General features: G+C 74.3%; 23 protein-coding genes and 1 riboswitch. Of the genes, 16 read left to right on the top strand and 7 right to left on the bottom strand.

Going from position 1 to position 24084, the window contains the following annotated elements; translation table 11 throughout:
* Positions 1–168: 168 nt before the first annotated feature.
* A complete protein-coding gene (locus tag J5Y05_RS24650) occupies positions 169–1302 on the top strand; it encodes a glycoside hydrolase family 6 protein (protein WP_210875530.1) in 1134 nt (377 codons plus the stop codon).
* On the opposite strand, the gene J5Y05_RS24645 is transcribed toward J5Y05_RS24650, so the two are convergent.
* Positions 1284–2729, bottom strand: a complete 1446-nt coding sequence (locus tag J5Y05_RS24645) for a uracil-xanthine permease family protein (RefSeq protein WP_210875272.1) — start codon at positions 2727–2729, stop codon at positions 1284–1286. The genes J5Y05_RS24650 and J5Y05_RS24645 overlap by 19 nt on opposite strands.
* Before the next feature lie 255 nt (positions 2730–2984).
* Here J5Y05_RS24645 and J5Y05_RS24640 point away from each other — a divergent pair, with 255 nt between their 5' ends.
* Together J5Y05_RS24640 and J5Y05_RS24635 are read left to right on the top strand one after the other, a co-directional pair.
* Complete coding sequence (locus tag J5Y05_RS24640; protein ID WP_210875271.1) at positions 2985–3497, top strand: acyl-CoA thioesterase; 513 nt, start codon at positions 2985–2987, stop codon at positions 3495–3497.
* A gap of 57 nt (positions 3498–3554) precedes the next feature.
* The gene (locus tag J5Y05_RS24635; RefSeq protein ID WP_210875270.1) at positions 3555–4208 is read left to right on the top strand and encodes an HAD family hydrolase; all 654 of its coding nucleotides are present in this window, start codon (positions 3555–3557) and stop codon (positions 4206–4208) included.
* A 98-nt stretch (positions 4209–4306) separates the two neighbouring features.
* On the opposite strand, the gene J5Y05_RS24630 is transcribed toward J5Y05_RS24635, so the two are convergent.
* Together J5Y05_RS24630 and J5Y05_RS24625 are read right to left on the bottom strand one after the other, a co-directional pair.
* Positions 4307–4765, bottom strand: coding sequence for a DNA-processing protein DprA (locus J5Y05_RS24630; RefSeq protein WP_210875269.1), 459 nt, complete (start codon positions 4763–4765; stop codon positions 4307–4309).
* Positions 4766–4826: 61 nt separating this feature from the next.
* Positions 4827–6050 (bottom strand): MFS transporter, encoded by a 1224-nt coding sequence (locus J5Y05_RS24625; RefSeq protein WP_210875268.1) that lies wholly within the window; start codon positions 6048–6050, stop codon positions 4827–4829.
* A 148-nt stretch (positions 6051–6198) separates the two neighbouring features.
* Between J5Y05_RS24625 and J5Y05_RS24620 the strand changes: the two genes are divergently transcribed.
* The gene (locus J5Y05_RS24620; RefSeq protein WP_210875267.1) at positions 6199–7746 is read left to right on the top strand and encodes an ROK family transcriptional regulator; all 1548 of its coding nucleotides are present in this window, start codon (positions 6199–6201) and stop codon (positions 7744–7746) included.
* Between the two features lie 186 nt (positions 7747–7932).
* Here the strand turns inward: J5Y05_RS24620 and J5Y05_RS24615 are convergent, their stop codons facing one another.
* Positions 7933–8691 carry an SDR family oxidoreductase gene (locus J5Y05_RS24615; protein ID WP_210875266.1) on the bottom strand — a complete coding sequence of 253 codons (759 nt, stop codon included), beginning with the start codon at positions 8689–8691 and terminating at the stop codon, positions 7933–7935.
* Positions 8692–9180: 489 nt separating this feature from the next.
* A riboswitch (FMN riboswitch) is annotated at positions 9181–9311 on the top strand.
* A 146-nt stretch (positions 9312–9457) separates the two neighbouring features.
* On the opposite strand from J5Y05_RS24615, the gene J5Y05_RS24610 reads away from it, so the two are divergent.
* The 9 genes from J5Y05_RS24610 (at position 9458) to J5Y05_RS24570 (ending at position 17026) form a co-directional block, all read left to right on the top strand.
* Complete coding sequence (locus J5Y05_RS24610) at positions 9458–10060, top strand: riboflavin synthase (RefSeq protein WP_210875265.1); 603 nt, start codon at positions 9458–9460, stop codon at positions 10058–10060.
* A complete protein-coding gene (locus J5Y05_RS24605; protein WP_210875264.1) occupies positions 10057–10701 on the top strand; it encodes a nicotinamide mononucleotide transporter family protein in 645 nt (214 codons plus the stop codon). Before J5Y05_RS24610 ends, J5Y05_RS24605 begins: the two co-directional genes overlap by 4 nt.
* Complete coding sequence (locus J5Y05_RS24600) at positions 10698–11987, top strand: bifunctional 3,4-dihydroxy-2-butanone-4-phosphate synthase/GTP cyclohydrolase II (protein ID WP_210875263.1); 1290 nt, start codon at positions 10698–10700, stop codon at positions 11985–11987. Before J5Y05_RS24605 ends, J5Y05_RS24600 begins: the two co-directional genes overlap by 4 nt.
* A gap of 135 nt (positions 11988–12122) precedes the next feature.
* Positions 12123–12629 carry a 6,7-dimethyl-8-ribityllumazine synthase gene (gene ribH, locus J5Y05_RS24595; protein WP_210875262.1) on the top strand — a complete coding sequence of 169 codons (507 nt, stop codon included), beginning with the start codon at positions 12123–12125 and terminating at the stop codon, positions 12627–12629.
* A 13-nt stretch (positions 12630–12642) separates the two neighbouring features.
* Positions 12643–12915, top strand: coding sequence for a phosphoribosyl-ATP diphosphatase (locus J5Y05_RS24590; protein WP_030420890.1), 273 nt, complete (start codon positions 12643–12645; stop codon positions 12913–12915).
* A 53-nt stretch (positions 12916–12968) separates the two neighbouring features.
* Positions 12969–13826, top strand: coding sequence for an ATP phosphoribosyltransferase (gene hisG / locus J5Y05_RS24585; protein ID WP_210875261.1), 858 nt, complete (start codon positions 12969–12971; stop codon positions 13824–13826).
* Between the two features lie 23 nt (positions 13827–13849).
* Positions 13850–14320 (top strand): PH domain-containing protein, encoded by a 471-nt coding sequence (locus tag J5Y05_RS24580; protein WP_210875260.1) that lies wholly within the window; start codon positions 13850–13852, stop codon positions 14318–14320.
* 277 nt (positions 14321–14597) lie between these two features.
* Entirely contained in the window at positions 14598–15935 is a 1338-nt protein-coding gene (locus J5Y05_RS24575) for a hemolysin family protein (RefSeq protein ID WP_210875259.1), read from the top strand.
* On the top strand, positions 15932–17026 hold the full coding sequence (locus J5Y05_RS24570) for a hemolysin family protein (RefSeq protein WP_210875258.1): 1095 nt from the start codon (positions 15932–15934) through the stop codon (positions 17024–17026). The genes J5Y05_RS24575 and J5Y05_RS24570 overlap by 4 nt, the downstream gene beginning before the upstream one ends.
* A gap of 31 nt (positions 17027–17057) precedes the next feature.
* On the opposite strand, the gene J5Y05_RS24565 is transcribed toward J5Y05_RS24570, so the two are convergent.
* Together J5Y05_RS24565 and J5Y05_RS24560 are read right to left on the bottom strand one after the other, a co-directional pair.
* Positions 17058–18914, bottom strand: coding sequence for an AAA family ATPase (locus J5Y05_RS24565; RefSeq protein WP_210875257.1), 1857 nt, complete (start codon positions 18912–18914; stop codon positions 17058–17060).
* 423 nt (positions 18915–19337) lie between these two features.
* Positions 19338–19958, bottom strand: coding sequence for a uridine kinase family protein (locus J5Y05_RS24560; RefSeq protein WP_210875529.1), 621 nt, complete (start codon positions 19956–19958; stop codon positions 19338–19340).
* A gap of 371 nt (positions 19959–20329) precedes the next feature.
* Between J5Y05_RS24560 and J5Y05_RS24555 the strand changes: the two genes are divergently transcribed.
* The 3 genes from J5Y05_RS24555 (at position 20330) to J5Y05_RS24545 (ending at position 22742) form a co-directional block, all read left to right on the top strand.
* On the top strand, positions 20330–21700 hold the full coding sequence (locus J5Y05_RS24555) for a C39 family peptidase (protein ID WP_210875256.1): 1371 nt from the start codon (positions 20330–20332) through the stop codon (positions 21698–21700).
* Between the two features lie 156 nt (positions 21701–21856).
* Positions 21857–22000, top strand: a complete 144-nt coding sequence (locus tag J5Y05_RS24550) for an SCO1431 family membrane protein (protein WP_107091339.1) — start codon at positions 21857–21859, stop codon at positions 21998–22000.
* Between the two features lie 82 nt (positions 22001–22082).
* Positions 22083–22742 carry a TetR/AcrR family transcriptional regulator gene (locus J5Y05_RS24545; protein WP_210875255.1) on the top strand — a complete coding sequence of 220 codons (660 nt, stop codon included), beginning with the start codon at positions 22083–22085 and terminating at the stop codon, positions 22740–22742.
* Between the two features lie 57 nt (positions 22743–22799).
* Here J5Y05_RS24545 and J5Y05_RS24540 read toward each other — a convergent pair whose 3' ends face one another.
* On the bottom strand, positions 22800–24077 hold the full coding sequence (locus J5Y05_RS24540) for a glycoside hydrolase family 18 protein (RefSeq protein ID WP_210875254.1): 1278 nt from the start codon (positions 24075–24077) through the stop codon (positions 22800–22802).
* Between the last annotated feature and the right edge of the window lie 7 nt (positions 24078–24084).

Below are 24084 nucleotides of genomic sequence, written 5' to 3'. Positions count from 1 at the left end.
GCAGGTTCGCAGCTTTAGGGTGTGGGCAGTGCCGGCGGTCCGACGCTTCCCCAGAACGGGGGAACGCGCCCGCCGCGCGGGGGAGGGGGACACCACGTGTCAGGGCTCCGTGCCCGGCGCCGGGCCGATCGCAGGGCCGAGCGCCGACGGGCCGCCCGTCGCGGCGCGATGGTCGTGGCGGCCTCCGTCGTGGTCGCCGCCGGTGCCGTGGCGGGGATGTTCTCCGCGCTCCGCGACGACGGCCGGGCCGACGACGGCCGCGCCGACGAGGCCCGCCCCGCGGTGACCGCCTCGCCGCGCCCGGACGCCCTGCCCGTCCTGCCGTCCCCGTCTCCCTCGGCCACGCCGTCCGCCCCGGCCGGCTCCGGGTCCCCGACGCCGAGCGCCATTGCCCGCCCCGCCCCCGAACGCACGGAGCCGCGGTCGGCGGCGGTCGCCGTCTCCCGCCTCTACCGGCATCCCCGCTCCCAGGTGCTCGACTGGGTGCGGGCCCACCCGAGTGACCCGCGCCGGGAGGTCATCGCCTCCCGCATAGGCGACCACCCGGCCGCCGTGTGGTTCGCCGCCTTCTCGCCGGGGACGGTCACCGCAGAGGTCCGGGCGGTCACCTCGGGCGCCGCCGCCGAGGGCCGGGTCCCGGTCGTCGTGCCGTACGCGATACCCGGGCGGGACTGCGGCGGCCACTCCGAGGGCGGGGCGCCGGACCTCGCCGCCTACGACGACTGGATCGGCCGGTTCGCCGCCGGGCTGGGCTCCGGCGAGGTCATCGTCGTCCTGGAACCCGACTCCGTCGCCCAGGCCGACTGTCTCACCGAGGGCGAGCGCGCCGCCCGCTTCGCCTCCCTGGCCCGCGCCGGGCGGGTGCTGAAGGAGGCGGCGCCGAGGGCCCGGGTCTACTTCGACGCGGGGCACTCCGGCTGGCACTCGCCGGCCCGGCAGGCGGGGTGGCTGCGGCAGGCCGGCGCGGGCTCGGCGGCCTCCTCCGACGGCGTCTTCAGCAACGTCTCCAACTTCCACGCCACCGCCGACGAGATCGCCTACGACCGGGCGGTGCTCGCCGCCCTCGGCGGACCGCCGGACCTGGGCGCCGTCATCGACACCAGCCGCAACGGCAACGGCGCCCCGCCCGACGGCCAGTGGTGCGACCCCGACGGCCGCGCACTGGGCCGCGCCCCCACCCTCGGCACCGGCGAGGAACGCATCCACGCCTACCTGTGGGTCAAGCTGCCGGGCGAGTCCGACGGCTGCAAGGGCCCGCCCGGCACGTTCAGCCCGTCGTACGCCTACGACCTGGCGCGCTGAGGGCCGGTACCACCGTCGCCGTCCTGGCCGCCCTCGCCGTCCTCGGTGTCCTCGGCGTCCCCGCCGTACGACGACGTGCCCTCGTCGAGCAGCGGTTCCTGCGTCTTGAGGTGGGCGGGGGCGAAGGCGCGCAGCGCGTGGTAGCCGGTGATGACGACCAGGGTGCCGAGCGCGATGCCGCTCAGGGAGAAGGTGTCGGTGAACGACATGCTGACGTTGCCGACGCCGATGATGATGCCCGCGGCGGCCGGCACCAGGTTCAGCGGGTTGCGCAGGTCGACCTTGGCGTTGGTCCAGATCTGGGCGCCGAGCAGGCCGATCATGCCGTAGAGGATCACGGTGATGCCGCCGAGCACACCGCCCGGGATCGCGGCGACGACCGCGCCGAACTTCGGGCAGAGGCCGAAGAGCAGGGCGAAGCCGGCGGCGGCCCAGTAGGCGGCCGTCGAGTAGACCCGGGTCGCGGCCATCACGCCGATGTTCTCGGAGTACGTGGTGTTCGGCGGGCCGCCGACCGCGGTGGAGAGCATCGAGCCGACGCCGTCGGCGGAGATCGCCGTGCCCAGCTTGTCGTCGAGCGGGTCGCCGGTCATCTCGCCGACCGCCTTGACGTGCCCCGCGTTCTCGGCGACCAGCGCGATCACGACCGGCAGCGCGACCAGTACCGCCGACCACTCGAAGGAGGGCCCGTGGAAGGCGGGCAGGCCGATCCAGTCGGCCTGGCCGACGGCGGAGAGGTCCAGCCGCCAGTGGTCGGTGAGCTTGCCGCTCGCGTCCACCGAGTGGATCTTCCCGAAGACCAGGTCGAAGACCCAGGAGACGGCGTACCCGAAGACCAGCCCGAGGAAGATCGCGATGCGGGACCAGAAACCCCGCAGGCAGACCACGGCGAGCCCGGTGAAGAGCATCACCAGCAGGGCCGTCCACTGGTCCTGCGGCCAGTAGGTGGAGGCGGTGACCGGCGCCAGGTTGAAGCCGATCAGCATCACCACGGCGCCCGTGACGATGGGCGGCATCGCGGCGTGGATGATCCGCGCCCCGAAGCGCTGCACGGCGAGGCCCACCACGAAGAGCACGGCGCCGACCACGAGGACCGCGCCGGTCACCGTGGCGCTGGTGCCGCCCTGGGCCCGGATCACGGCGGCGACGCCGACGAAGGAGAGGGAGCAGCCGAGGTAGCTGGGGACCCGGCCGCGGGTGGCGAGCAGGAAGATGACGGTCGCCACGCCCGACATCATGATCGCGAGGTTGGGGTCGAGGCCCATCAGGACCGGGGCCACGAAGGACGCCCCGAACATGGCCACCACGTGCTGGGCGCCGAGCCCGACCGTGCGGGGCCACGAGAGCCGTTCGTCGGGGCGGACCACCGCTCCGGGTGCGGGCGTGCGCCCGTCACCGTGCAGCTTCCAGCGCACGCCGAGGTCCATGGTGAGGTTTCGCTTTCTCTGTACGCAGATTGACCGGACCATTGTCAGGGGTGACCGGTGGTGGCCTGATCCGAGCCCCCGGATGATCGGTGCGCTTCCCCGGCGGGCGTCGCTGAGCGAGCGCTTAGGATGGGCGGAGCCCGTGCCCGCGGGTGTGCTCACCGGCCCGGGGAGCCGCCCGGGGAGGGCGCCGGGCAAGGGCGAGCGCGCCCGCCCCGCCAGGACCCCAGCGACACCGGACCCCAGGAGCCCGCCGTGACCGCCGAAGCCCCCGCCGCCCCCGTCCCGGCCTGCGGCCGGCTCGTCCCCGTCACCGTCCACTTCGACGACCTGGACGCCCTCGGACTGCTGCACAACGCCCGCTATCCCCTGCTGGTCGAGCGGGCCTGGGTCGCGCTCTGGACCGAGCACGGCTTCCGGTTCGAGGGCGACTGGGCGGCGGCCGGCGACGCCTGCAACGCCGTCCGGGAGTTCCGCATCACCTACGAGGCACCGGTGACCCGGCCGGGCGCCCACGCCGTCCACCTCTGGCTGGAACGGCTCGGCCGGACCGGGCTGACCTACGGCTTCCGCTTCTGCTCGGCCGACGGCGCGACCACGTACGCCCACGGCACCCGGGTCCTGGTCCGGCTGGACCCCGACACCCTCCGCCCGTCCCCATGGACCGACACCTTCCGCACCCTCGCCCAAGCCCTCCTGCACCCGCAGGACACCGCGCCGGAAACAACGGCCACGCCGGGCAGCCCAGCCCGGACGGCCACCCCCTGAAACCACCCCCGGCCGCCACCGCGACAGCGCACCCGCATTCCCGGATAACCTGCCCGCATGATTCGCGCCGTGGTCTTCGACGTCGGCGAGACCCTGGTCCGCGATGACCGGTACTGGGCGTCGTGGGCCGACTGGCTCGACGTCCCCCGGCACACCGTGTCAGCGCTCGTCGGCGCGGTCGTCGCCCAGGGCCGCGACAACGCCGACGCCCTCCGGCTCATCAAGCCGGGTATCGACATCGCCGCCGAGTACGCCGCCCGCGAGGCCGCCGGCCGTGGCGAGCGCCTGGACGAGAGCGACCTGTACGACGACGTCCGCCCCGCCCTGACGGCACTGCGCGACCTGGGCTTGCGTGTCGTCATCGCCGGGAACCAGACCGTCCGCGCGGGCGAACTCCTGCGCGAGCTGGCCCTGCCGGCCGACATGGTGGCGACCTCCGGGGAGTGGGGCGTGGCCAAGCCCGACCCGGAGTTCTTCCGGCGCGCGGTCGAGGCCGGGCAGGCCGCGCCCGGGGAGACGCTGTACGTCGGTGACCACCCCGCCAACGACACCCTGCCCGCGGCGGCGGCGGGGCTCCGTACCGCTCACCTGCGGCGCGGCCCGTGGGGGAACCTGTGGGCCGACACCCCGGAGGTCGCCGCGACGGCGGACTGGCGAATCACCAGCCTCACGGAACTGCCGCCCCGGGTCGACCTCGCCCGCGCCGCCTGAGTCCTTCTCGCCACCACCATCGAGGAGGGGCGGGTGTTCAGGTGGCGGCCCGTGCCTGGACCCCTCGGCGAGAGTCCTCGGGCTGTTCGTCGAGCGCCTCACAGGGGCACGATCAGCCGTGGTTTCCCCTGCTCGGCCGCGTAGTCGAGCGTCTGCCAGGTGCCCGAGCCGTCCTCGGTGTCGGCGAGCGGGAATCCGATCACCAGGTCGGCCCGGTCCACCATCCACCGGTTGCGGGCGTGGAACGCGGGCGTGCGCGGCTCGGCGGCGCCCAACTCGACGACCGCGTCGAGCCGGTCCCGGCACCGCTCGATCGCCTGCCGCGCCTCGGGGGGCTGCCGCGCGACCGTGCAGGGCACCACCACGGTCAGGTGCGACGACGTGTTCCCGGCGAGCCACAGCAGCGACAGGCTGTCGATGCCGCGCGCTCCGCCCACGGAGAACCTCGCGGCGGGTGTGGCCCACGGGGCCAGGTAGCGGCCGAACAGGTCCCCGATCTCGCCGGGTTCCCGGTGTCCGGTCTGTCGTGTCCCGGTGATCGCCACAGCCAGAGACATGAGCAACTCCGTGTCATGGGTCGTCGGAGCCCGCGAGCACACGCCGCGCGGACGGTGCCGGTCAGCCCGTGTCGCTCTGGTGGGCCGCGATGCGCTCCGTGGCCGGTCCGCCGGTCACCGTGCGCTCGCGGTCGCCGGCTCGTAGCACCGAGGCGAACGCCGTCAGCCCGCAGGTCAGCGCGGTCACCAGGCAGAACGACACCATCAGGCTCGTCGCCTGGGCCAGCGTGCCGATCGCGCTCGGCGCCACCAGCCCCGAGGTGTACGTGATGGTGGCGACCCCCGCGATGGCCAGGCTCGGGTTGGAGCCGCTGCGGCCCGCCGCCGCGAAGCAGAGCGGCACCACCACGGCGATGCCCAGTCCCATCAGCGCGAAGCCCGCCATGGCGAGCGCCGGACGGTCCGCGAGGACGATGAGCAGCCCGCCCAGCGTCGCCAGCACCCCGCAGAACCTGACCGTGCGCACGGCGCCGAACCGGTCCACCACCCCGTCGCCGGCGAACCGGGCCACCGCCATGGTGAGCGTGAAGCCCGTCGTGCACGCCGCCGCCAGACCGGCCGAGGCGTCCATCCGGTCCCGCAGGTAGACCGCCGACCAGTCCAGGCTCGCGCCCTCCGCGAAGACCGCGCAGAAACCGACCGCGCCGATCAGCAGCGCCGACCTGGGCGGCAGCGCGAACCGGGGCGGCGCCTCCTCGTCCTCGGACGGCTGGAGGTCCAGCACCCAGGTGCAGGCGACCAGGCCCGCCACGGTGAGCGTCGCCGCGGCCAGCGCGTGGTGCGTACGGGCGTCCGAGCCGAGGTGGGCGGCGAGGGTCCCGGCGGCCGAGCCGAGCAGGGCGCCCAGGCTCCACATGCCGTGCAGCCCCGACATGATCGACTTGTCGAGGCGGTTCTCCACCTCGACGCCGAGCGCGTTCATCGCCACGTCCGACATGCCCGCCGTCGCGCCGAAGGCGAACAGCGCGGCGCACAGGGTGATCAGGTTGGGCGCGAGGGAGGGCAGCAGCAGCGCCAGCGTCCACAGGGCCAGCAGTCCGCGCAGTGCCGTACGGGCGCCGAAGCGGTGGCTGACGCTGCCGGCCAGCGGCATGGCCAGCGAGGCGCCGAGCGCCGGGAAGGCCAGGGCGAGGCCCAGTTGGCCCGCGCTCACCCCGGCGTGTTCCTGAATCCACGGCACCCGGGTCGCGAACGAGCCGGTGACGGCGCCGTGCACGGCGAAGACCGCCGCCACCGCGTACCGGGCCCGCCTCACCTCGCGCCGCCCGCTGCCCCCTGTGCCCATGCCCGGCCCTCCCTCTCCCCGTGTCCTCCGGTCGCCACGGGCCCTCCGTACCGGGGTCCGCGCCGCGCGGTAAACTATCAGGAACCCTGCCTGATAGATAGTGACGGTCACGTCCTCGCCCCGCCGACGATCTGGGAGGATTCCCGGCATGGCCGCATCCCCGAGCACCGCACGGGCCCTCAACGACCGGCTCGCCCTGCGCCTGCTCCAGCAGGAGGGCCCGCTGACGGCGGCGCGGCTGAAGCAGCTCACCGGCTTGTCCCGGCCCACCGTCGCCGACCTCGTCGAACGCCTCACCGTCGCCGGGCTGATCGAGGTGGCGGGGGAGTCCCGCGAGCAGCGCCGCGGCCCGAACGCCAAGCTGTACGGCATCGTCGCGGACCGGGCCCACCTCGCCGCCCTCGACGTGCGCACCGGGAGCGTCGCCGTGCTCGTCTCCGACCTGCTCGGCCGCGTGCTCGCCGAGGCGTCCGTGCCGATCGGCGACGACACCCGTACCGGGCCCGCGGTGGAGCGGGCGGTGACGCTGGTCGAGCGGGCGGTGAAGGAGGCCGGGGCCGAGCGGCTGCACACGGTCGCCATCGGGGCGCCCGGCCTGATCGACCCGGCCGTCGGCGAACTCCGGGACTCCTCGGGCCTGCCCGCGTGGCACCGGCAACTGGTGGCGGCGCTCCAGGAACGGTTCCCGGCGGCGCGGATCGGCGTCGAGAACGAGACCAACCTCGCCGCCCTCGCCGAGCAGCGCGACGGGGCGGCCCGGGACCGGGACACCTTCGTCCTGCTCTGGCTCGGCCTCGGCATCGGCGCCGGGGTGGTCCTCGACGGCACGCTGCGGCGGGGCGTCTCCGGCGGCGCGGGCGAGATCGGCTTCCTGCCGGTGCCGGGCGTCGGGGGCCTGCCGTCGTCCGGCGACTGCCACGGCGGCTTCCACTCGCTGGCCGGCGCGGCGGCGGTGACGGCGCTGGCCGCCGAGCACGGGGTGAACGCCGGTCCCGGAGAGGACGCGGTGAGCGCGGGTGGCCCTGCCGGGCCCGGGGGGAGCGCCGGTGGCCTTGCCGGGCCCGGGGGGAGTGCCGGTGGCCTTGCCGGGCCCGGGAGCGGCGTAAGTGAACCCACCTGGCCCGGGGTGAGCGGCGGTGGCCCTGCCGGGCAAGGGGCGAGTGGCGGTGGGCCCGGTGAACGCCGGACCGCCGTAGGTGACCCCGCCGGGCCCGGGGTGAGCACCGGTGCCCCCGCCAGGCACGGGACCCGCGTGAGTGACCCCACCTGGCCCGGGACCCGCGGCGGTGACCCCGCGCGGCCCGGGGTGAGTACCGGTCCCCGTGAGGCGCCCGCGCCGCTGTCACCGGAGGGCGTCGTCGAGCCCGAGCCGCGGGCCGCCGTGCTGGTCCGGGCGGCGGTCCGGGACCTCGGCGCCGACCCCGCCGCCGGGCGCTTCCTCGACGACCTCGCCCACCGGATCGCCCTCGGCGCCGCCGCCGTCGTCTCGGTGCTGGACCCCGGATGCCTGGTGCTGGCGGGCGAGATCGGCCGGGCCGGGGGCGAGGCCCTCGCCGTCCGCGTGCAGGACCGGCTGGACCGGATGTCGCCGCTGGCCACCGAGGTCCGGCCCACCGCCCTCGGCGGCGGTGCCGTCCTGCGGGGTGCCCTGCTCACCGCCCGCGACCGTGCCCAGGACGAGTTGTTCGCGCCGTGAGTGCCCTGACGGTGGTCCCCGGGACCGGCCTCCCGCCCCGCCGCCTCCCGCCCCGCCACCGTCCGCGACGGCCCACCGTGCCCGCCGCCTCCCGCCCCGCCACCGTCCGCGCCGGCCCTCCGCCCGCGCCGGCCCTCCGCCCCCGCCGCCTCCCGCCCCCCTGGGCGGCGAGAGCCGTAGGGAGTCCTACGCCCTTCCCCCTCGGTCCCCGAACCGCCCGGCCAGGTACTCCTCGAACGTCCGCTTGCCGACCGCCCGTTCCGGTGCCAGATGACCCCCCGTGCGGAAGCCGCGGTACGCCTTCCCCGCCAGCGGCACCCGGACCAGGACCCGCCGCCGCCCCGTCGCCGCCAGATAGGCGCGGGCCAGCGACTCCAGCGTGCGCACCTCGGGGCCGCCCAGGTCGGGGACGCGCCCGGCCGGTTCACCGCCCGCCAGTTCGGCGAGCCGGTCGGCGACCTCCGCCACCTCGACCGGCTGGTCGGAGACCCCGGCCGGCAGCGGCATCACCGGCGGCTTGGACAGCATCCGCAGCACCTCCGTCACCAGTTCGTGGAACTGCGTCGCCCGCAGTACCGTCCAGCCGAGCCCCGACTCCTCGACCAGCCGCTCCACCGCCAGCTTCGCCCCGTAGTAACCCATCGGGACCCGGTCGACGCCGACGATCGAGATGTACACCAGGTGCCGCGTCCCGGCCCGCCGCGCCGCCGCGATCAGGTTCGCCGCCGCCTGTTCGTCGCCGCCCCGGGGCGAACTGGCGCAGTGCACGACCGTGTCCACGCCCTCCAGCGCCGTGTCCAGGGCGGTGCCGCCCTCGCGCAGGTCGACGGCGTAGGGCTGGGCACGGCGGCTCAGCACTCGTACCTCGTGGCCCCGTTCGCGCAGCCGCTCGGTGACGAGCCGGCCGAGCGTGCCGGTGCCGCCGGTGACCAGGATCGTGCTCATGCTGTTCAGTCCCTTCGGACGCGGACGCTCCCGGACGGAGCGCCGTGTCTCCGCGGGACGGACCGGCCGGTGCGGATGTGACACGCGGGGGCGTCCCCGGGTTCCGGGGGACCGCGCGGACCGGCGCCGTACGCGTCCCAGTCTCACCGCGGCGGCCGGACGGCGCAGCCCGGCGCGGACGGCCGGACCACCGGCCGGAAGGGGCCGTGCGGCGGGGCAGGGCGGCGGGGCAGGGCGCCGGCGTCTGGGAGGCCCGGCGGCGGGCAAGGGCCGTCGTCACCGCCGCCGGGCCGGTCGTTCCCGGAGGCGGGACGGCCGCGGAGGCAGGCCGGGCCTCCGGACGTCGTGGGGGTTCCGTGCCGCTGAACCTAGAGAGGACTAGACCAGTGCGTCAATAGGTACGGACCAACTCGGGCGCTGTGAGCCACTCCACACGCATCACCCGCATGGGCGAGCCGTGGTCGTGGCACACTGACCCTGTACCAGAAGCAGCGCACTCCGGGGTCGGTGAAAGTCCGAACCGGCGGTTACAGTCCGCGACCCGGTCGCCTCCAGCGGCCGGTTGACCAGGTGAAATTCCTGGACCGACGGTTAAAGTCCGGATGGGAGGCAGTGCGCGGCGAGCGGGCCTTCGTGCGCGCCGCCGAGTCTGGGGCGTCCGCCGCGCGCGGGGTCCCGTCCGGTGTCGCCCGGGTGTCCTGCTCGTTCTTTCTGTCGTTCCGACAGCCCCGGAGTCCGTGCCCGAAGAGGCAGGAGGACCCGGGAAGTGTTCACCGGAATCGTCGAAGAGCTGGGCGAGATCACCGCCGTCGAGACCCTCGACGACGCCTGTCGCTTCCGTCTGCGCGGCCCCGTCGTCACCCAGGGCGCCGCCCACGGCGACTCCATCGCCGTCAACGGCGTGTGCCTGACCGTCGTCGACCACGAGGGCGACGAGTTCACCGCCGACGTGATGGCCGAGACCCTGAACCGCTCCAGCCTCGGCGCCCTCGCCGTCGGCTCCCGGGTCAACCTGGAACGCCCCACCGCCGTCGGCGACCGCCTCGGCGGCCACATCGTGCAGGGCCACGTCGACGGCACCGGCGAGATCCTTGAGCGCGAGCCCTCCGAGCACTGGGAGGTCGTGAAGATCTCCCTGCCCGCCGGCCTCGCCCGCTACGTCGTCGACAAGGGCTCCATCACCGTCGACGGCATCAGCCTCACCGTCGTCGAGGCCGGCCCGGACTTCTTCACCGTCAGCCTCATCCCCACCACCCTCGCCCTGACCACCCTCGGCCTGAAGCAGCCCGGCGACCCGGTCAACCTCGAGGTCGACATCATCGCCAAGTACGTCGAGCGGCTCCTCGCCGGACAGGGGGACCCGCGGTGAACTGGCTCAACTCCGAGGCGTTCACGCTGTTCGACCAGCACATCAAGTGGTCGGACATGATCGGCAACGTGATCGGCCTGCTCGCCCTCGCCCTCGGCTGGCGGCGCTCGGTGTGGACCTGGCCCGCCCAGTTCCTCTCCGGCGTCATCCTCTTCACGGCCTTCGCCACCGCCCACCTCTCCGGCAGCGCGGGCAAGCAGATCGTCGTCATGGTCGTCGCCGCCTTCGGCTGGCGGGCCTGGACCCGAGGCCGCCGCCAGGCGCAGGACGGCTCCATCGCCGTCCGCTTCGCCACCTGGCGCGAGCGCGGCGCGCTGCTCGCCGGCGCCGCCCTCGGCACCCTCGCCGTCGGCGGCCTGTTCACCGCCGTCCCGGCCCTGTCCTGGGACCCCTGGCCGGACGCGTACATCTTCGTCGGCACCGTCGTCGCCATGTACGCGCAGGCCCGCGGCATGGTCGAGTTCTGGTTCGCCTGGCTCCTGGTCGACCTCGTCGGCGTGCCGCTGAACTTCGCCAACGGCTTCGCCTTCTCCGGCTTCGTCTACATCCTGTACGGCGCACTCGTCCTGTGGGGCATGCGCGACTGGTGGCTGCGCTCCCGCGAGGTCGCGCGGCCCGTCCCGGAAGGAGTGCCCGCATGAGCACCATCCCCGCCGTCGACGGCCCCGGCGGCTTCGACGACCTGCGGCTCGACCCGATCGAGCAGGCCATCGCCGACATCGCCGCCGGACGCCCGGTGGTCGTCGTCGACGACGAGGACCGCGAGAACGAGGGCGACCTCGTCATCGCCGCCGAGAAGGCGACCGAGGAGATCGTCGCCTTCATGATGAGCGAGTGCCGCGGCCTGATCTGCGCCCCCATGGAGGGCGAGGAACTGGACCGGCTCCGGCTGCCGCAGATGGTCGAGGACAACACCGAGTCCATGCGGACCGCGTTCACCGTCTCGGTCGACGCCTCCGCCGCCCACGGCGTGACCACCGGCATCTCCGCCGACGACCGCGCCACCACCCTGCGGCTCCTGGCCGGCGGCACCGCCCGCCCGGACGACCTGGTCCGCCCCGGGCACGTCTTCCCGCTGCGCGCCCGCCCCGGCGGCGTCCTCGCCCGCAACGGCCACACCGAGGCCGCCGTCGACCTCGCCCGCCTCGCCGGACTGCGCCCGGCCGGGGCCATCGTCGAGATCGCCGGCGAGGACGGCCGCATGCTGCGGCTGCCCGAACTCGTCCCGTTCGCCCGCAAGCACGGCCTGACGATCATCTCCATCGAGGACCTGGTCGCCTACCGCCGTGCCGCCGACCCGACCGTGCGCCGCGAGGCGGAGGTCAGCCTCCCCACCCGGCACGGCGTGTTCACGGCGTACGGCTACCGCTCCACCGTCGACGGCGTCGAGCACGTCGCCCTCGTCCACGGCGACCTCGGCGACGGCCGCGACGTCCTGGTCCGGCTCCACTCCGAGTGCCTGACCGGCGACGTCTTCGGCTCCCAGCGCTGCGACTGCGGGCCCCAGCTCGACGCCTCCCTCGACCGCGTCCAGACCGAGGGCCGCGGCGTCGTGGTCTACCTGCGCGGACACGAGGGCCGCGGCATCGGCCTCATGTCCAAGCTGCGCGCCTACGAACTCCAGGAGCGCGGCCGGGACACCCTCGACGCCAACCTCGAACTCGGCCTGCCCGCCGACGCCCGGGACTACGGGGCCGGCGCGCAGATCCTGCGGGACCTCGGCGTCCGCGCCGTCCGCCTGCTGACCAACAACCCGGACAAGGCGGCGGCCCTCACCCGGTACGGCATCGAGGTCACCGACCGCGAACCGATGCCCATACAGGCGGGCGAGCACAACCTCCGCTACCTGCGCACCAAGCGGGACCGCATGGGCCACGACCTGCCCTGGCTGGACACGGTCCCCGCGGCCACCTGCACCGACCAGTGACCGGCCACCCGCCCGCGGAACACCCGGCCACCGGCCACTGACCGACCACCCGGACCAGCGAACCACCCGGACCACCACCGGCCGCCGGACCACCACCGGCCGCCGAGCGGCACAGCACCGAGGAGACACGAGAACGTGAGCGGCAAGGGCGCACCCGAACTGTCCGTACGCGACGTGGGGGACCTGCGGGTCGCCGTCGTCGCGGCCCAGTGGCACGACACGGTGATGGCCGGGCTCGTGGACGGCGCCCTGCGCGCCCTGCACGAGCTGGGCATCGACGAGCCGACCCTGCTGCGGGTCCCCGGCTGCTTCGAACTCCCCGTCGTCGCCAAGGTCCTCGCCGGGCGCGGCTACGACGCCGTCGTCGCCCTCGGCGTCGTCATCCGCGGCGGCACCCCGCACTTCGACTACGTGTGCCAGGGCGTCACCCAGGGCCTCACCCAGGTCTCCGTCGACACCGGAGTCCCCATCGGCTTCGGCGTTCTCACCTGTGACACCGAGGAACAGGCCCTGGACCGCGCCGGACTGGAGGGCTCCGGCGAGGACAAGGGCCACGAGGCGGTGACCGCGGCCGTCGCCACGGCGGCCACCCTGCGTTCGGTATCCGAACCGTGGCGGCAGACCGGCCGGCACACCGCGTAAAGTGGGCGCCACCATGTCCAAGAAGACGTTCGAGGAGCTGTTCGCCGAGCTCCAGCACAAGGCCGCCCACGGGGACCCCGCCACCTCCCGCACCGCCGAACTCGTGGACAAGGGGGTCCACGCCATCGGCAAGAAGGTCGTCGAGGAGGCCGCCGAGGTCTGGATGGCCGCCGAGTACGAGGGCAAGGAGGCGGCGGCGGAGGAGATCTCGCAGCTCCTCTACCACGTCCAGGTGATGATGGTCGCCCGCGGCATCTCCCTGGACGACGTCTACGCCCACCTCTGACCGCACCCCCGCAGGACCCCGTACACCCCACTCACGCGAAGGAAGCCGACCTCATGCTGCGCATCGCCGTCCCCAACAAGGGTTCCCTCTCAGGACCTGCGGCGGAGATGCTGCATGAGGCCGGCTACCAGCAGCGGCGCGAGTCCAAAGAGCTGCGGATCGTCGACCCGACCAACGAGGTCGAGTTCTTCTACCTCCGCCCCCGCGACATCGCCATCTACGTCTCCTCCGGCCGCCTCGACATCGGCATCACCGGACGGGACCTGCTGGTCGACTCCGGGGCGCGGGCCGAGGAGATCCTCCCGCTCGGCTTCGCCCGCTCCACCTTCCACTACGCCACCAAGCCGGGCACCGCCAACGGCATCGAGGACCTGGCGGGCATGACGGTCGCCACCTCCTACGAGGGCATCGTCGCCAAGCACTTCGCCGACCACGGCATCGACGCCTCCGTCGTCCACCTCGACGGCGCCGTCGAGACCGCCATCGAACTGGGCGTCGCCGAGGTCATCGCCGACGTCGTCGAGACCGGCACCTCGCTGCGCAACGCCGGCCTGGAGATCATCGGCGAGCCGATCATGACCTCCGAGGCGGTCGTGGTCCGCCGCACCGGCGGCACCGCGGACGAGGACGCCGAACCGAAGGTGCAGCAGTTCCTCCGCCGCCTCCAGGGCGTCCTGGTCGCCCGCACCTACGTGATGATGGACTACGACTGCCGGGTCGAGCAGTTGGAGAAGGCCGTCGCGCTCACCCCCGGCCTGGAGTCCCCGACCGTCTCCCCGCTGCACAACGAGGGCTGGGTCGCCGTCCGCGCCATGGTGCCCTCCAAGAACGCCCAGCGGATCATGGACGACCTGTACGCCATCGGCGCGCGGGCCATCCTCACCACGGCCATCCACGCCTGCCGCCTCTGAGCGCCACCCCCGGAGCCCCCACCATGTCGGACACCCCGCCGGACGCCACCCCCGTCCTGCCCGTCACCTTCCGGCCCGGCCGCACCCGCGCCGTCCTGATCGTCGTGGCCGTGGTCACCTTCGTGACCATCACGGCGATCGGGCTGCTGCTCAAGGGCCTCGGACCGGGCGAGCGGCTCAGCTTCGCGCTGACCGCCCTGCTCATGTCCGGCGTCCTGCTCCTGCTGGCCCGCCCCAAGGTCGTCGCCGACGAGACCGGCGTCACCGTCGTCAACCTGACGGCCAAGCGGCGCCTCGAATGGGCGGAGATCCTCCGGGTCAACCTCCGCCCCGGCGACCCCTGGGTCTTCCTCGACCTCAGCGACGGCACCAGCCTGCCCGCGCTCGGCATCCAGCCCGGCATCGCCCGCCACCGGGCCATCGCCGACGCCCGCGCCCTGCGCGACCTCGCCGAGGCCCGCTCCACCGCCGCGCCGGACACCCCGCACGCCTGACCGGTCACCCCCGAGCCCGCGCCGGGGGTGACTCCGGGGCGGTTCGGGGCCGTCCACCCTGCCGCGGGCGGCCCTGTCGTGATTAATCTGGGAACGGAAGCCGCGGTCGTCGCGGCTCCGCCCCTGCGGTTCCGCCCGGTGCGCGGGGGTTCCTGCTACCCGAGGAGTGACTCCCTCCGGCGATGGACGGACCGTCCTGTAGTACCTGCGCCGCCCCCTGCCCACACAGCGCGGACCGTGCCCTCGCGGTACGGGTCCCGGCGGAGGCGGCGGCATCATGACCACCCCCCTGCTGCTCCTGGCAGCCGCGTTCCTGCTCATCCTCGCCAACGGCTTCTTCGTGGCGGCCGAGTTCGGACTGGTGACCGTCGAGCGGGCGGACGCCGAACGGGCCGCCGCCGCCGGCGACCGGCGTGCCCGCCGCGTCGTCGCCTCCCTGCGGGAGCTGTCCTTCCAGCTCTCCGGCACCCAGCTCGGCATCACCCTCACCTCCCTCGTCGTCGGCATGCTCGCCGAACCGGCGCTCGCCAGACTGCTGGACGGCCCCTTCGCCGCCCTCGGCGTCCCCGACGGCGCCGTCTCCGGCGTCTCCGTGGTCGTCGGCATGCTGCTGGCCTCCGCCGTGCAGATGGTCATCGGCGAACTGGTGCCCAAGAACTGGGCGGTCTCCCGGCCGCTCCAGGTCGCCCGCTTCGTCGCCGGCCCGCAGCACGCCTTCGCCGGCCTCTTCCGCCCGGTGATCGCCGCCCTCAACACCGTCGCCAACCGCCTCGTCCGCCTCTTCGGCATCGAGCCCACCGAGGAGCTGGCCTCCGCCCGCACCCCCGGCGAACTCGTCTCCCTGGCCCGGCACTCGGCCCGCGCCGGAGCCCTGGAACAGGACACCGCCGACCTCTTCGTACGGACCCTGTCCCTCGGCGAGCTGACCGCCCAGCACGTCATGACCCCGCGCGTGCGGGTCAGCGCCCTCCACTCCTCGGCCACCGCCGAGGACGTGGTCAACCTGACCCGCGCCACCGGACTGTCCCGCTTCCCCGTCTACCGGGAGAAGATCGACGAGATCGCCGGCATGGTCCACCTCAAGGACGCCCTCGCCGTCCCCGCCCGCGAACGGCTGCGCACCCCGGCCGGCCGCATCGCCCGCCCGGCCCTGCTGGTCCCGCAGACCCTGCCGGTCCGGCCGCTGCTGGCCCGGCTCCGCAGCGAGCAGCCCATCGCGGTCGTCGTCGACGAGTACGGCGGCACCGCCGGCGTCGTCACCCTGGAGGACATCGTCGAGGAGGTCGTCGGAGAGGTCCGCGACGAGCACGACGACGCCCTCGGCGAGACACCCGACCTCGCCGCCGCACCGACGGAGGACGGCAGTCCGGCCTGGGACGTCGACGGGAGCTGCCGCGTCGACACCCTCGGCCGCATCGGCCTGGACGTGCCCGAGGGGCCCTACGAGACGGTGGCGGGCCTCGTCGCCGACCTGCTCGGCCGCATCCCCGCCGTCGGCGACCGGGTGGAGCTGCCCGGCTGGCGCTTCTGCGTCCGCCGCGTCGGCCACTACCGCGCCGAGCGGATACGCCTGGTGCGCACGGCGTCCGTCCCGGTGCCGGAGGCCGCCCGGTGAACGCCCTGCAACTCCTCTTCGCCGCCCTGCTGGTCCTCGCCAACGGCTTCTTCGTCGGCGCCGAGTTCGCCCTCGTCTCGGTCCGCCGCAGCCAGATCGAACCCCTCGGCACCGCCCGCGCCCGCCAGGTGCTCTACGGGCTGGAACGGCTGCCGCAGATGATGGCCGCCGCCCAGTTCGGCATCACCGTCTGCTCGCTGACCCTCGGCGCCGTCGCCGAACCCACCGTCGCCCGGCTGCTGGAGCCGGTCTTCACGGGGATGCGGCTGCCGCAGGGCCTCGTCCACCCCCTGGGGTACGTGATCGCCCTGGCCGCCGTGGTCTTCTGCCACCTGGTCATCGGCGAGATGGTGCCGAAGAACCTGGCGATGGCGGCCCCCGGCAAGGCCGCGCTCCGGCTCGGTCCCGGACTGGTCGCCTTCGCCCGCCTGTGCCGGCCGGTCACCGCGGCCCTCGGCGCCTGCGCCCGGGGCGTGCTGTGGCTCTTCCGCGTCGAGCCCCGCGACGAGGTGGGGTCCGTCTTCACCAGCGAACAGCTCGGCCGCCTGGTCGAGGACGCCGGACAGGCCGGACTCCTCGACGCCGAGGAACGGGAACGCCTGGGGGACGCCCTGGAACTGGGCTCCCACCCGGTCACCGACGTGCTCCTGCCCCGCGAGTCGCTGATCACGGTCAGCTCCTCGGCCACGCCGGGGGAGATCGTCGCGCTGACCGCCCGCACCGGGTACTCCCGCTTCCCGGTCGCCGACGGCCAGGGAGCCTTCACGGGCTACCTGCACGTCAAGGACGTCCTCGACCTGGAGGACTCCGACCGCCCGGTCCCGCGGCACCTGTGGCGCCCGATGACGACCCTGCGGCCCGAACTGCCCGTCGACGACGCGCTCACCGTGATGCGCCGGGCCGCCACCCACCTGGCGCAGGTCGCGGACGCCTCCGGCACGGTGCTCGGGCTGGTCGCCCTGGAGGACCTGCTCGAACTGCTGGTCGGCGAGGTCCGCGACCCGGCCCACCGCGAGACACCCGGCATCACCCGGGTCACCGTGCGCGAGCCGCGCGCCAGCGGCGCCTCCGAGGGGGTGCTCGCCGGCTGAGCGGAAGGGGGCCGCGGGACCGGCCGCCGGGTCACGGACCCGGCGACTCCTGCGGCCCCCGCCCGGACAGGACCTCCCCGTACGCCTGCATCAGGTCCGGCAGCCGCAGCGTCGCCAGGTCGTCCCGGGTCAGCGCGCCGGGGCAGACCGACAGCCGCAGGTCCCGGTAGGCGCAGCTCTTCTCGTACAGCGTGCGCAGGAACCGTCCGTTGCCCAGCTCGTCGATCCACCCCTGGTCGACCACGTGCCCGGCGATCGAGCGCAGCTCCTCCAGGGCCTCCTCGTCCCAGGCGTCGCCGTTCTCCGCGGCGAGCACCTCGCCGATCGCGGTCAGCTCCAGCGGCCGGTACGACGGGAAGTCCACCCGGGTGGTGAACCGCGAGGACAGCCCGGGGTTGGCGGTCAGCAGGCGGTCCATGCCCTCCGGGTAGCCGGCCAGGATCACCACCAGGTGGTCCCGGTTGTCCTCCGCCCGCTTCAGCAGCACCTGCAACGCCTCGTCCCCGTACGCGTCGCCCTTGCCGTAGCCGGAGTTGGAGAGCGCGTACGCCTCGTCGACGAAGAGGACGCCGCCGAGCGCCGAGTCGATCAGCTCGTTGGCCTTCACCGCGGTCTGGCCCAGGTACTCGCCGACCAGATCGGCCCGCTGCGCCTCCACCAGATGGTCGCCGCCGAGCAGGCCGAGGGCGTAGAAGACGCGGCCCAGGATGCGCGCCACCGTGGTCTTGCCGGTGCCGGAGGGGCCGGAGAAGACGAAGTGCCGCTTGGGCGGCTGGACCGGCAGCCCCTGGCCGGCCCGCAGCCGCGCCATGTTCAACTGCGCCGAGAGCGCCTTCACCTGCCGCTTCACCGGCTCCAGCCCGACCATGCGCTCCAGCTCGGCGAGGGCTTCCTCCAGGAGGGCCGGATCGGTCGGCCCGGTGGGCAGCGAGGGGTCCGGGACGTCGCTCTTCTCCCGCACCGGCGGACCGGCCGGCGACAGCGGGGCGGTGAAGGGCGGCTCCGGGTCCGACAGCTTCAGGTCGCGGCCCTCGCCGAAGAGCGGGTCGAGGCCGTCGAAGCCGTCGTACCCGTCCACCCCCGGACCGCCGGGCGCGAACCCGAGGTCGGCCGGGTCCTCGAACCCGTCGCCCTCGGCGATGGCCGCGAGACGCGCGGAGGTGTCCATGAAGGCCGGGTCGACCCGGTGCACGGCCCGGTACAGCGGCAGGGCGGCGGCGCTGCGGCCGGTGCCCTCGTGGGCCCGCGCCAGCCAGTACCGCAGCTCCTTGCGCTGCGGCTGCTCGCTGCGGCACCGCATCAGCGCCGCCGACAACAGCGGCTCGGCCTGCCCGAACATCTCCAGCCGCACCCGTGCCATGCCGCTGAACAGGCCCGCCTCGATGCCGAGGAGCGGGTCGCCGAGGAGCGGGTCGGTGTGCCGGACGAGCTGTTCCCAGTCCTTGACCAGGTAGGAGCGGCAGGCGTGCAGGAAGCGGACCTGGGGGTCGGTGTCCACCGGCGGCAGCCCGGCCAGCGCCCGGTCCAGCTCGGGGACGTGGCGGCCGTCCAGCCAGTGGGAGGCGTGCGCGAGCAGCAGGTCCCGCGGGCTCTCCAGCACCGGCTGCACCCACCAGCCCAGCCAATACCAGGAATTGAGGGAGCGCCGGTGCCGGGCGCGCTGCTCGCCGAAGCGGTCGCGGTGCCGGAACATGCGCAGCAGCGCGGTGGTGGTGTCGGCGCGCAGTGCGTGCAGTCCGAGCCAGCCGTCGGCCATGCCGGGGTCGATGCGCACCGCGGTGCGGAACTCCTCCTCGGCCTGGGGGTAGGCGCCCATGGTGTAGGCGTCCACGCCACGCAGCCAGGCGAGGTCGGCCGGGGCCTGGGGCCCCTGTGTGCCGAAGTCCATCCCGTCCCCCACCAAGCGTGCCCCCGTCGGTTCGTACCCGGACCGCCGCCGGCCGGCGCCTCGGTCCAACCTCGGTGCCAGGCACCGCCGTTGCGCGCGCGACGGTCGCCGACGGCGCACCGAGGGCATGGTACCCGCGGCGGGGCCGCCCGCCGAAGGCGCCGGGGAGGCACGTTTCGTGAGGCGGGGGCGCGAGGGGCGCGCGCACTGCGGTCACCCAGGGTGATCGCTCCGCGTCGCGGAGGAGTCGTCGAGGCGTCCCCGGGCAGAACGAAGCCCCCGGTCACGGGGGAACAACCGGGGGCTTCGTGTCTTCGGGCGGCCCCCTGGGGCCGCTCAGGGAGAACGTAAGACCTGTACGACCCCCCGGTCAAGCGGAGTTGAGGCACTCGGGCGGGTATCCGGAGGCGGATCTTCACAAGTTCAACACACAGCGGACGGCCCGTCACCCTGCGTGAGGAAAAAGGCCGGACCGTCCGGCGCGGCGGGCCCCGGACACACCTCGTACCCCCGCTCGCCCTGCCGCACCAGACCGTGCGCGAAGGGGCGCGAGGGGTCCTCGGCGAAGTGCCGGCGCTCGGCGGGGACCCACCCGTCCCAGAACGCCCGTTGCTCCGCCCCGTCGCGCGCCCTCCCGCGCGCCCACGCCTCCTCGCGCGGCAGCTCCATCCACAACAGCGCGGCCAGCCACGGGCGCAGGACGCGGCGGCCCGCGCCGACCCCCTCGACGAGGACCACCGGGGCGGGTGGCAGCGGCCGGGGCGTCCCGAAGCGCCGGGCCCGCCAGTCGTAGGGGGAGTAGTGCGCGGTCCGGCCGCGCCGGAGCGGTTCGAGCACCTGCTCCTCCAGGCGCCCGGTCCAGTCGAAGAGGGCGTCGTGGTCGGCGACGTCGTCCAGGCGGAGCACGGGCGAGCCGTCCAGCGCGGCGGCGAGCCGCCCGGCGAAGGTGGACTTGCCGCTCCCGGCGTGTCCGTCCACGCCGATCAGCCGGACGGGTCCGCAGGAGGGGGGAAGCCGGCGCAGCCGGGCGGCGAGATCGTGGATGGCGGGTCCTGGTCGTACGCGGGTGCGGTCTTACCCCGGGAACTCTACGACGCCCGTCCGCGGGGCGCGGGGTCCGGTGGTGCCGGCCCGGCCCCGCCCGCCTCCCTCGCCGGGGGTCCGGCATCGGGGGGCGGTGTGGCGTGGCGGGCGTGTGCGTGCTGGCCGCGGCGGCCGGGGGCCGCCATAGTGGGCCCACCGCTTTTCGCCGACCGACCGGAAGACCGACCCGAAAACCGGCCCGTACGCAGGCCCGTACGCCGGCCCGCGCAGGCTCGTCCGCCGGCCGGCGTCGAAGCGTCGAACCGAACGAACCGAACGAACCGAACGCACCGAACACCGACCCGCATCGGACACCTGGGGGAGTTCCGCCCATGAGCAGAGCCCGACAGCCCTCCCGCCGCACCGTCCTGGCCGTCGCCGTGGCCGCAGCCGCGACCGGCGCCGCCCTCCCGGCCGCCGCCGAGGCCGCGCCGGGCGGCGGCGGGGGCGGGGGCCGAGGCCGCGCCCCGGCCCGCCCCGTCGACCACCGCTCCTGGACCACGCCCGAGGACTGGCGCGGCGGGACCGCGCGCGGTACGAGCACGGTCGCCGGTGACCGGCCCGGCGTACGGATCGCCACCCCCGCCGGCACCACCACGTACACCGACCCGCACACCGGCACGTCGGCCCGCTGGGAGTACGCGACCTGGACCTCGCCCGTCCACCGCCTCGCCGTGCCCGCGACCGAGCTGATCGCCTCCTGGAACGCCGACACCCCGGACGGCACCTGGCTCCAGACCGAGGTGCAGGGCACGTACACCGACGGCACCCGCACCCCCTGGTACGTGATGGGCCGCTGGGCCTCCGGCGACGGCGACATCCGGCGCACCTCGGTCGACGGCCAGGGCGACGGCCGCACCACGGTGTGGACCGACACGCTCTCCGTCGACGACGCCTCCGGCGGGGAGCGACTGGTCGCGCACCGGCTCCGGATCACCCTGCACCGCAGGCCCGGCACGAGCGCCACCCCCACGGTCCGGCGGCTCGGCGTGATGGGCTCCGACGTCCCCGACCGCTTCACCGTGCCGGCCTCCACCCCCGGCGCCGCGGGCGAACTGCGCGTCCCGCGCTACTCGCAGGAGATCCACAAGGGCCAGTACCCGGAGTACGACAACGGCGGCGAGGCGTGGTGCAGCCCCACCTCCTCGCAGATGATCGTCGAGTACTGGGGCGGCCGGCTCACCGCGGAGCAACTGGCCTGGGTCGACCCGTCCTACGCCGACCCGCAGGTCTGCCACGCGGCCCGGCACACCTACGACCACCAGTACGAGGGGTGCGGCAACTGGCCCTTCAACGCGGCGTACGCGGCCACCTTCGACGACCTCCAGTCCGTCGTCACCCGCCTCGGCTCCCTCACCGACCTGGAGCGGCTGATCGCGGCCGGCATCCCGGCCATCACCTCCCAGTCCTTCCGGGCCGAGGAGCTGACCGGGGCGGGGTACGGCACCGCAGGCCACCTGATGACCGTGATCGGCTTCACGGCGGACGGCGACGTGATCGCCAACGACCCCGCCTCGCCGGCCAACGACGCGGTGCGCCGCGTCTACCGCAGGCGGGAGTTCGAGAACGTCTGGCTGCGGACCAAGCGGTACAACGCCGACGGCAAGGTCGTCTCCGGCACGGGCGGCGTCTGCTACCTCTACTTCCCGGCGAGTCCGACCGCCCGCCAGCGCGAGGCGCTCGACGCGGTGGGCGTGCGCTGACCCGCGACGCACGCGGACCGGCGGCCCCTCGAAACCAACCCCGCCCGGGGCCGCCGGGTCTGTGAGCAAGGTCTCCGCCGTGAAAGCCGCACACGGTGGCAAGGTGGACAGGGTCATCCGGGGGATGCCGTCCACGTCCGGGAGCAGTGAGAAGCCATGACCGCACACACCGCCGGTGCCGCCCGCCTCCGCACCGGAGGCCCCCGGGACGACGACGGTCCGGGGATCGTCGAGCACGTCCTCGGGTGGACGCTCGTCGTGGTGACCGCGATGCTCGTGGTCCAGTTGGGCCTGCTGTGACGTGACCCGGGTGTGACCTGTCCCACGATCCGACCTGCCATACTGCGGATGTCCCGCCGCCCGTAGGAGACCAGGGTCGAAATTGAATATCAGTCAACAGGGGGCCGCCGCCCGCCCCCGGGCGCGTGGCACCGAGCGCTCACTGGCCCGCCGTGCCGAACTCATCGCCATCGGGCGGAGGCTGTTCGCCCACACGTCCTACGACGCGCTCTCGATGGACGACATCGCCCGCCAGGCCCATGTCGCCAAAGGGCTGATCTACTACTACTTCCACTCCAAGCGGGGCTATTACCTGGCGATCGTCCAGGACTCCGTCGCCGATCTGGTCACCAACGCGGCGAGCGGCACCGACCTGCCGCAGCGCGACCGCGTCGACCGTACCATCGACGGCTACCTGCGCTACGCCGAGCAGAACCAGGCCGCCTACCGCACGATCGTCAGCGGGGGCGTCGGCTTCGACGCCGAGGTGCACGCGATCCGCGACGGGGTGCGCGAGGCGATCGTCGCCACCATCGCCGAGGGCGCCTACGGGCGGACCGACATCGGACCGCTGGCCCGGATGGGGCTGCTCGCCTGGGTGTGCAGCGTCGAGGGCGCCACCCTGCACTGGATCGGCCGCCCGGAACTCTCCCGCGCCACCATGTGCGAACTGCTGGTGAAGACGCTCGGCGGCGCCCTGCGGGCCGTCGAGGAGATGGACCCGGCCTACCCCGCCCCCGCCCCGGCCCGCCGGGACGCCTGAGGCGGGGCGGAGGCCGCCGCCGGCGGACCTCCACCCCGCCGGGGCGGGGGACGCGGGTCAGCGGACGGCGCGCATCAGCTCACCGTCCGCGGTGTCCCCGCTCAGCTCCCACAGGAACGTGCCGCCCAGGCCCTGCTCCTCCTTGTACGTCATCTTCGACGCGATGGTCTCCGGCGTGTCGTAACTCCACCAGTCGTCACCGCACTTGGCGTAGGCGGTGCCTGCCACCGTGCCGGTCGCCGGGCAGCTCTGCCGGAGGACCTTGTAGTCCTCGATGCCGTCCTCGTAGGTGCCCTTGGCCGGTCCGGTCGCGGTGCCGCCGGGCTCCGCCCGGGTCACGCCGGTCCAGCCGCGGCCGTAGAAGCCGAGGCCGAGCAGGAGCTTGTCGGCCGGGATGCCGAGGCCCCTGAGCTTGTCGACCGTGGCCGAGGTGTGGAAGCCGGCCTGCGGGATGCCCTCGTAGGAGGTCAGCGGCGAGTGCGGGGCGGTCGGCCCGGCCGCGTCCCAGGCGCCGAAGAAGTCGTACGTCATCGGGTTGTACCAGTCGACGTACTGCGCGGCGCCCGCGTAGTCGGCCGCGTCGATCTTGCCGCCGGCGCCGGCGTCGGCCGGGATCGCCGCCGTCACCAGGCCGTCGGAGCCGAAGGCGGCACGCACCGCCGACATCACCGTGGTGAACGCCTCGCGCCCGCTGGTGTCGCAGCTCAGGCCGCAGGCGTTCGGGTACTCCCAGTCGATGTCGATGCCGTCGAAGACGTCGGCCCAGGCCGGGTTCTCGACCAGTTCGTGGCAGGACCGGGCGAAGCCGGCCGGGTCCTTCGCGGCCTCGGCGAAGCCGCCGGACCAGGTCCAGCCGCCGAAGGACCACAGCACCTTCAGGCCCGGGTGCTTCGCCTTGAGCGCGCGGAGCTGGTTGAAGTTGCCGCGCAGCGGCTGGTCCCAGGTGTCGGCGGTGCCGTCGACGGACTCCTGCGCGGTGTAGGCGCGCTCGGTGGCGGCGTAGGAGTCGCCCATGGCGCACTTGCCGCCGGCGACGTTGCCGAAGGCGTAGTTGATGTGGGTCAGCTTCCCGGCCGACCCGGAGGTCTCGATGTCCTTGACGTGGTAGCCGCGGTCGTAGACGCCCCATTCGGTGAAGTAGCCGACCACCTTGGAGCCGGCCGCCTCCCGGTCGGGCCCGGCCGGTGGGGCGGCCGTGGCGCCGCCGGCGCCGGCGAGCAGACCGGCTCCGAGCGCGGCGGTGCACAGGACGGACAGGAACGCCCGGACGGAGCCTGCCCCGCCCGGACGGCGCCGGGAGCGAGGGAGGACGCGGGACAGGTACGGGACGTGCATCGGGTGT

Origin of the sequence: Streptomyces tagetis (genome assembly GCF_018069565.1) — a bacterium.
In the GTDB taxonomy this organism is placed as follows: Bacteria; Actinomycetota; Actinomycetes; order Streptomycetales; family Streptomycetaceae; genus Streptomyces; species Streptomyces tagetis.
The sequence above is the reverse complement of the archived record's forward strand: the minus strand, read 5'-3'. Positions and strand labels throughout refer to the sequence as shown.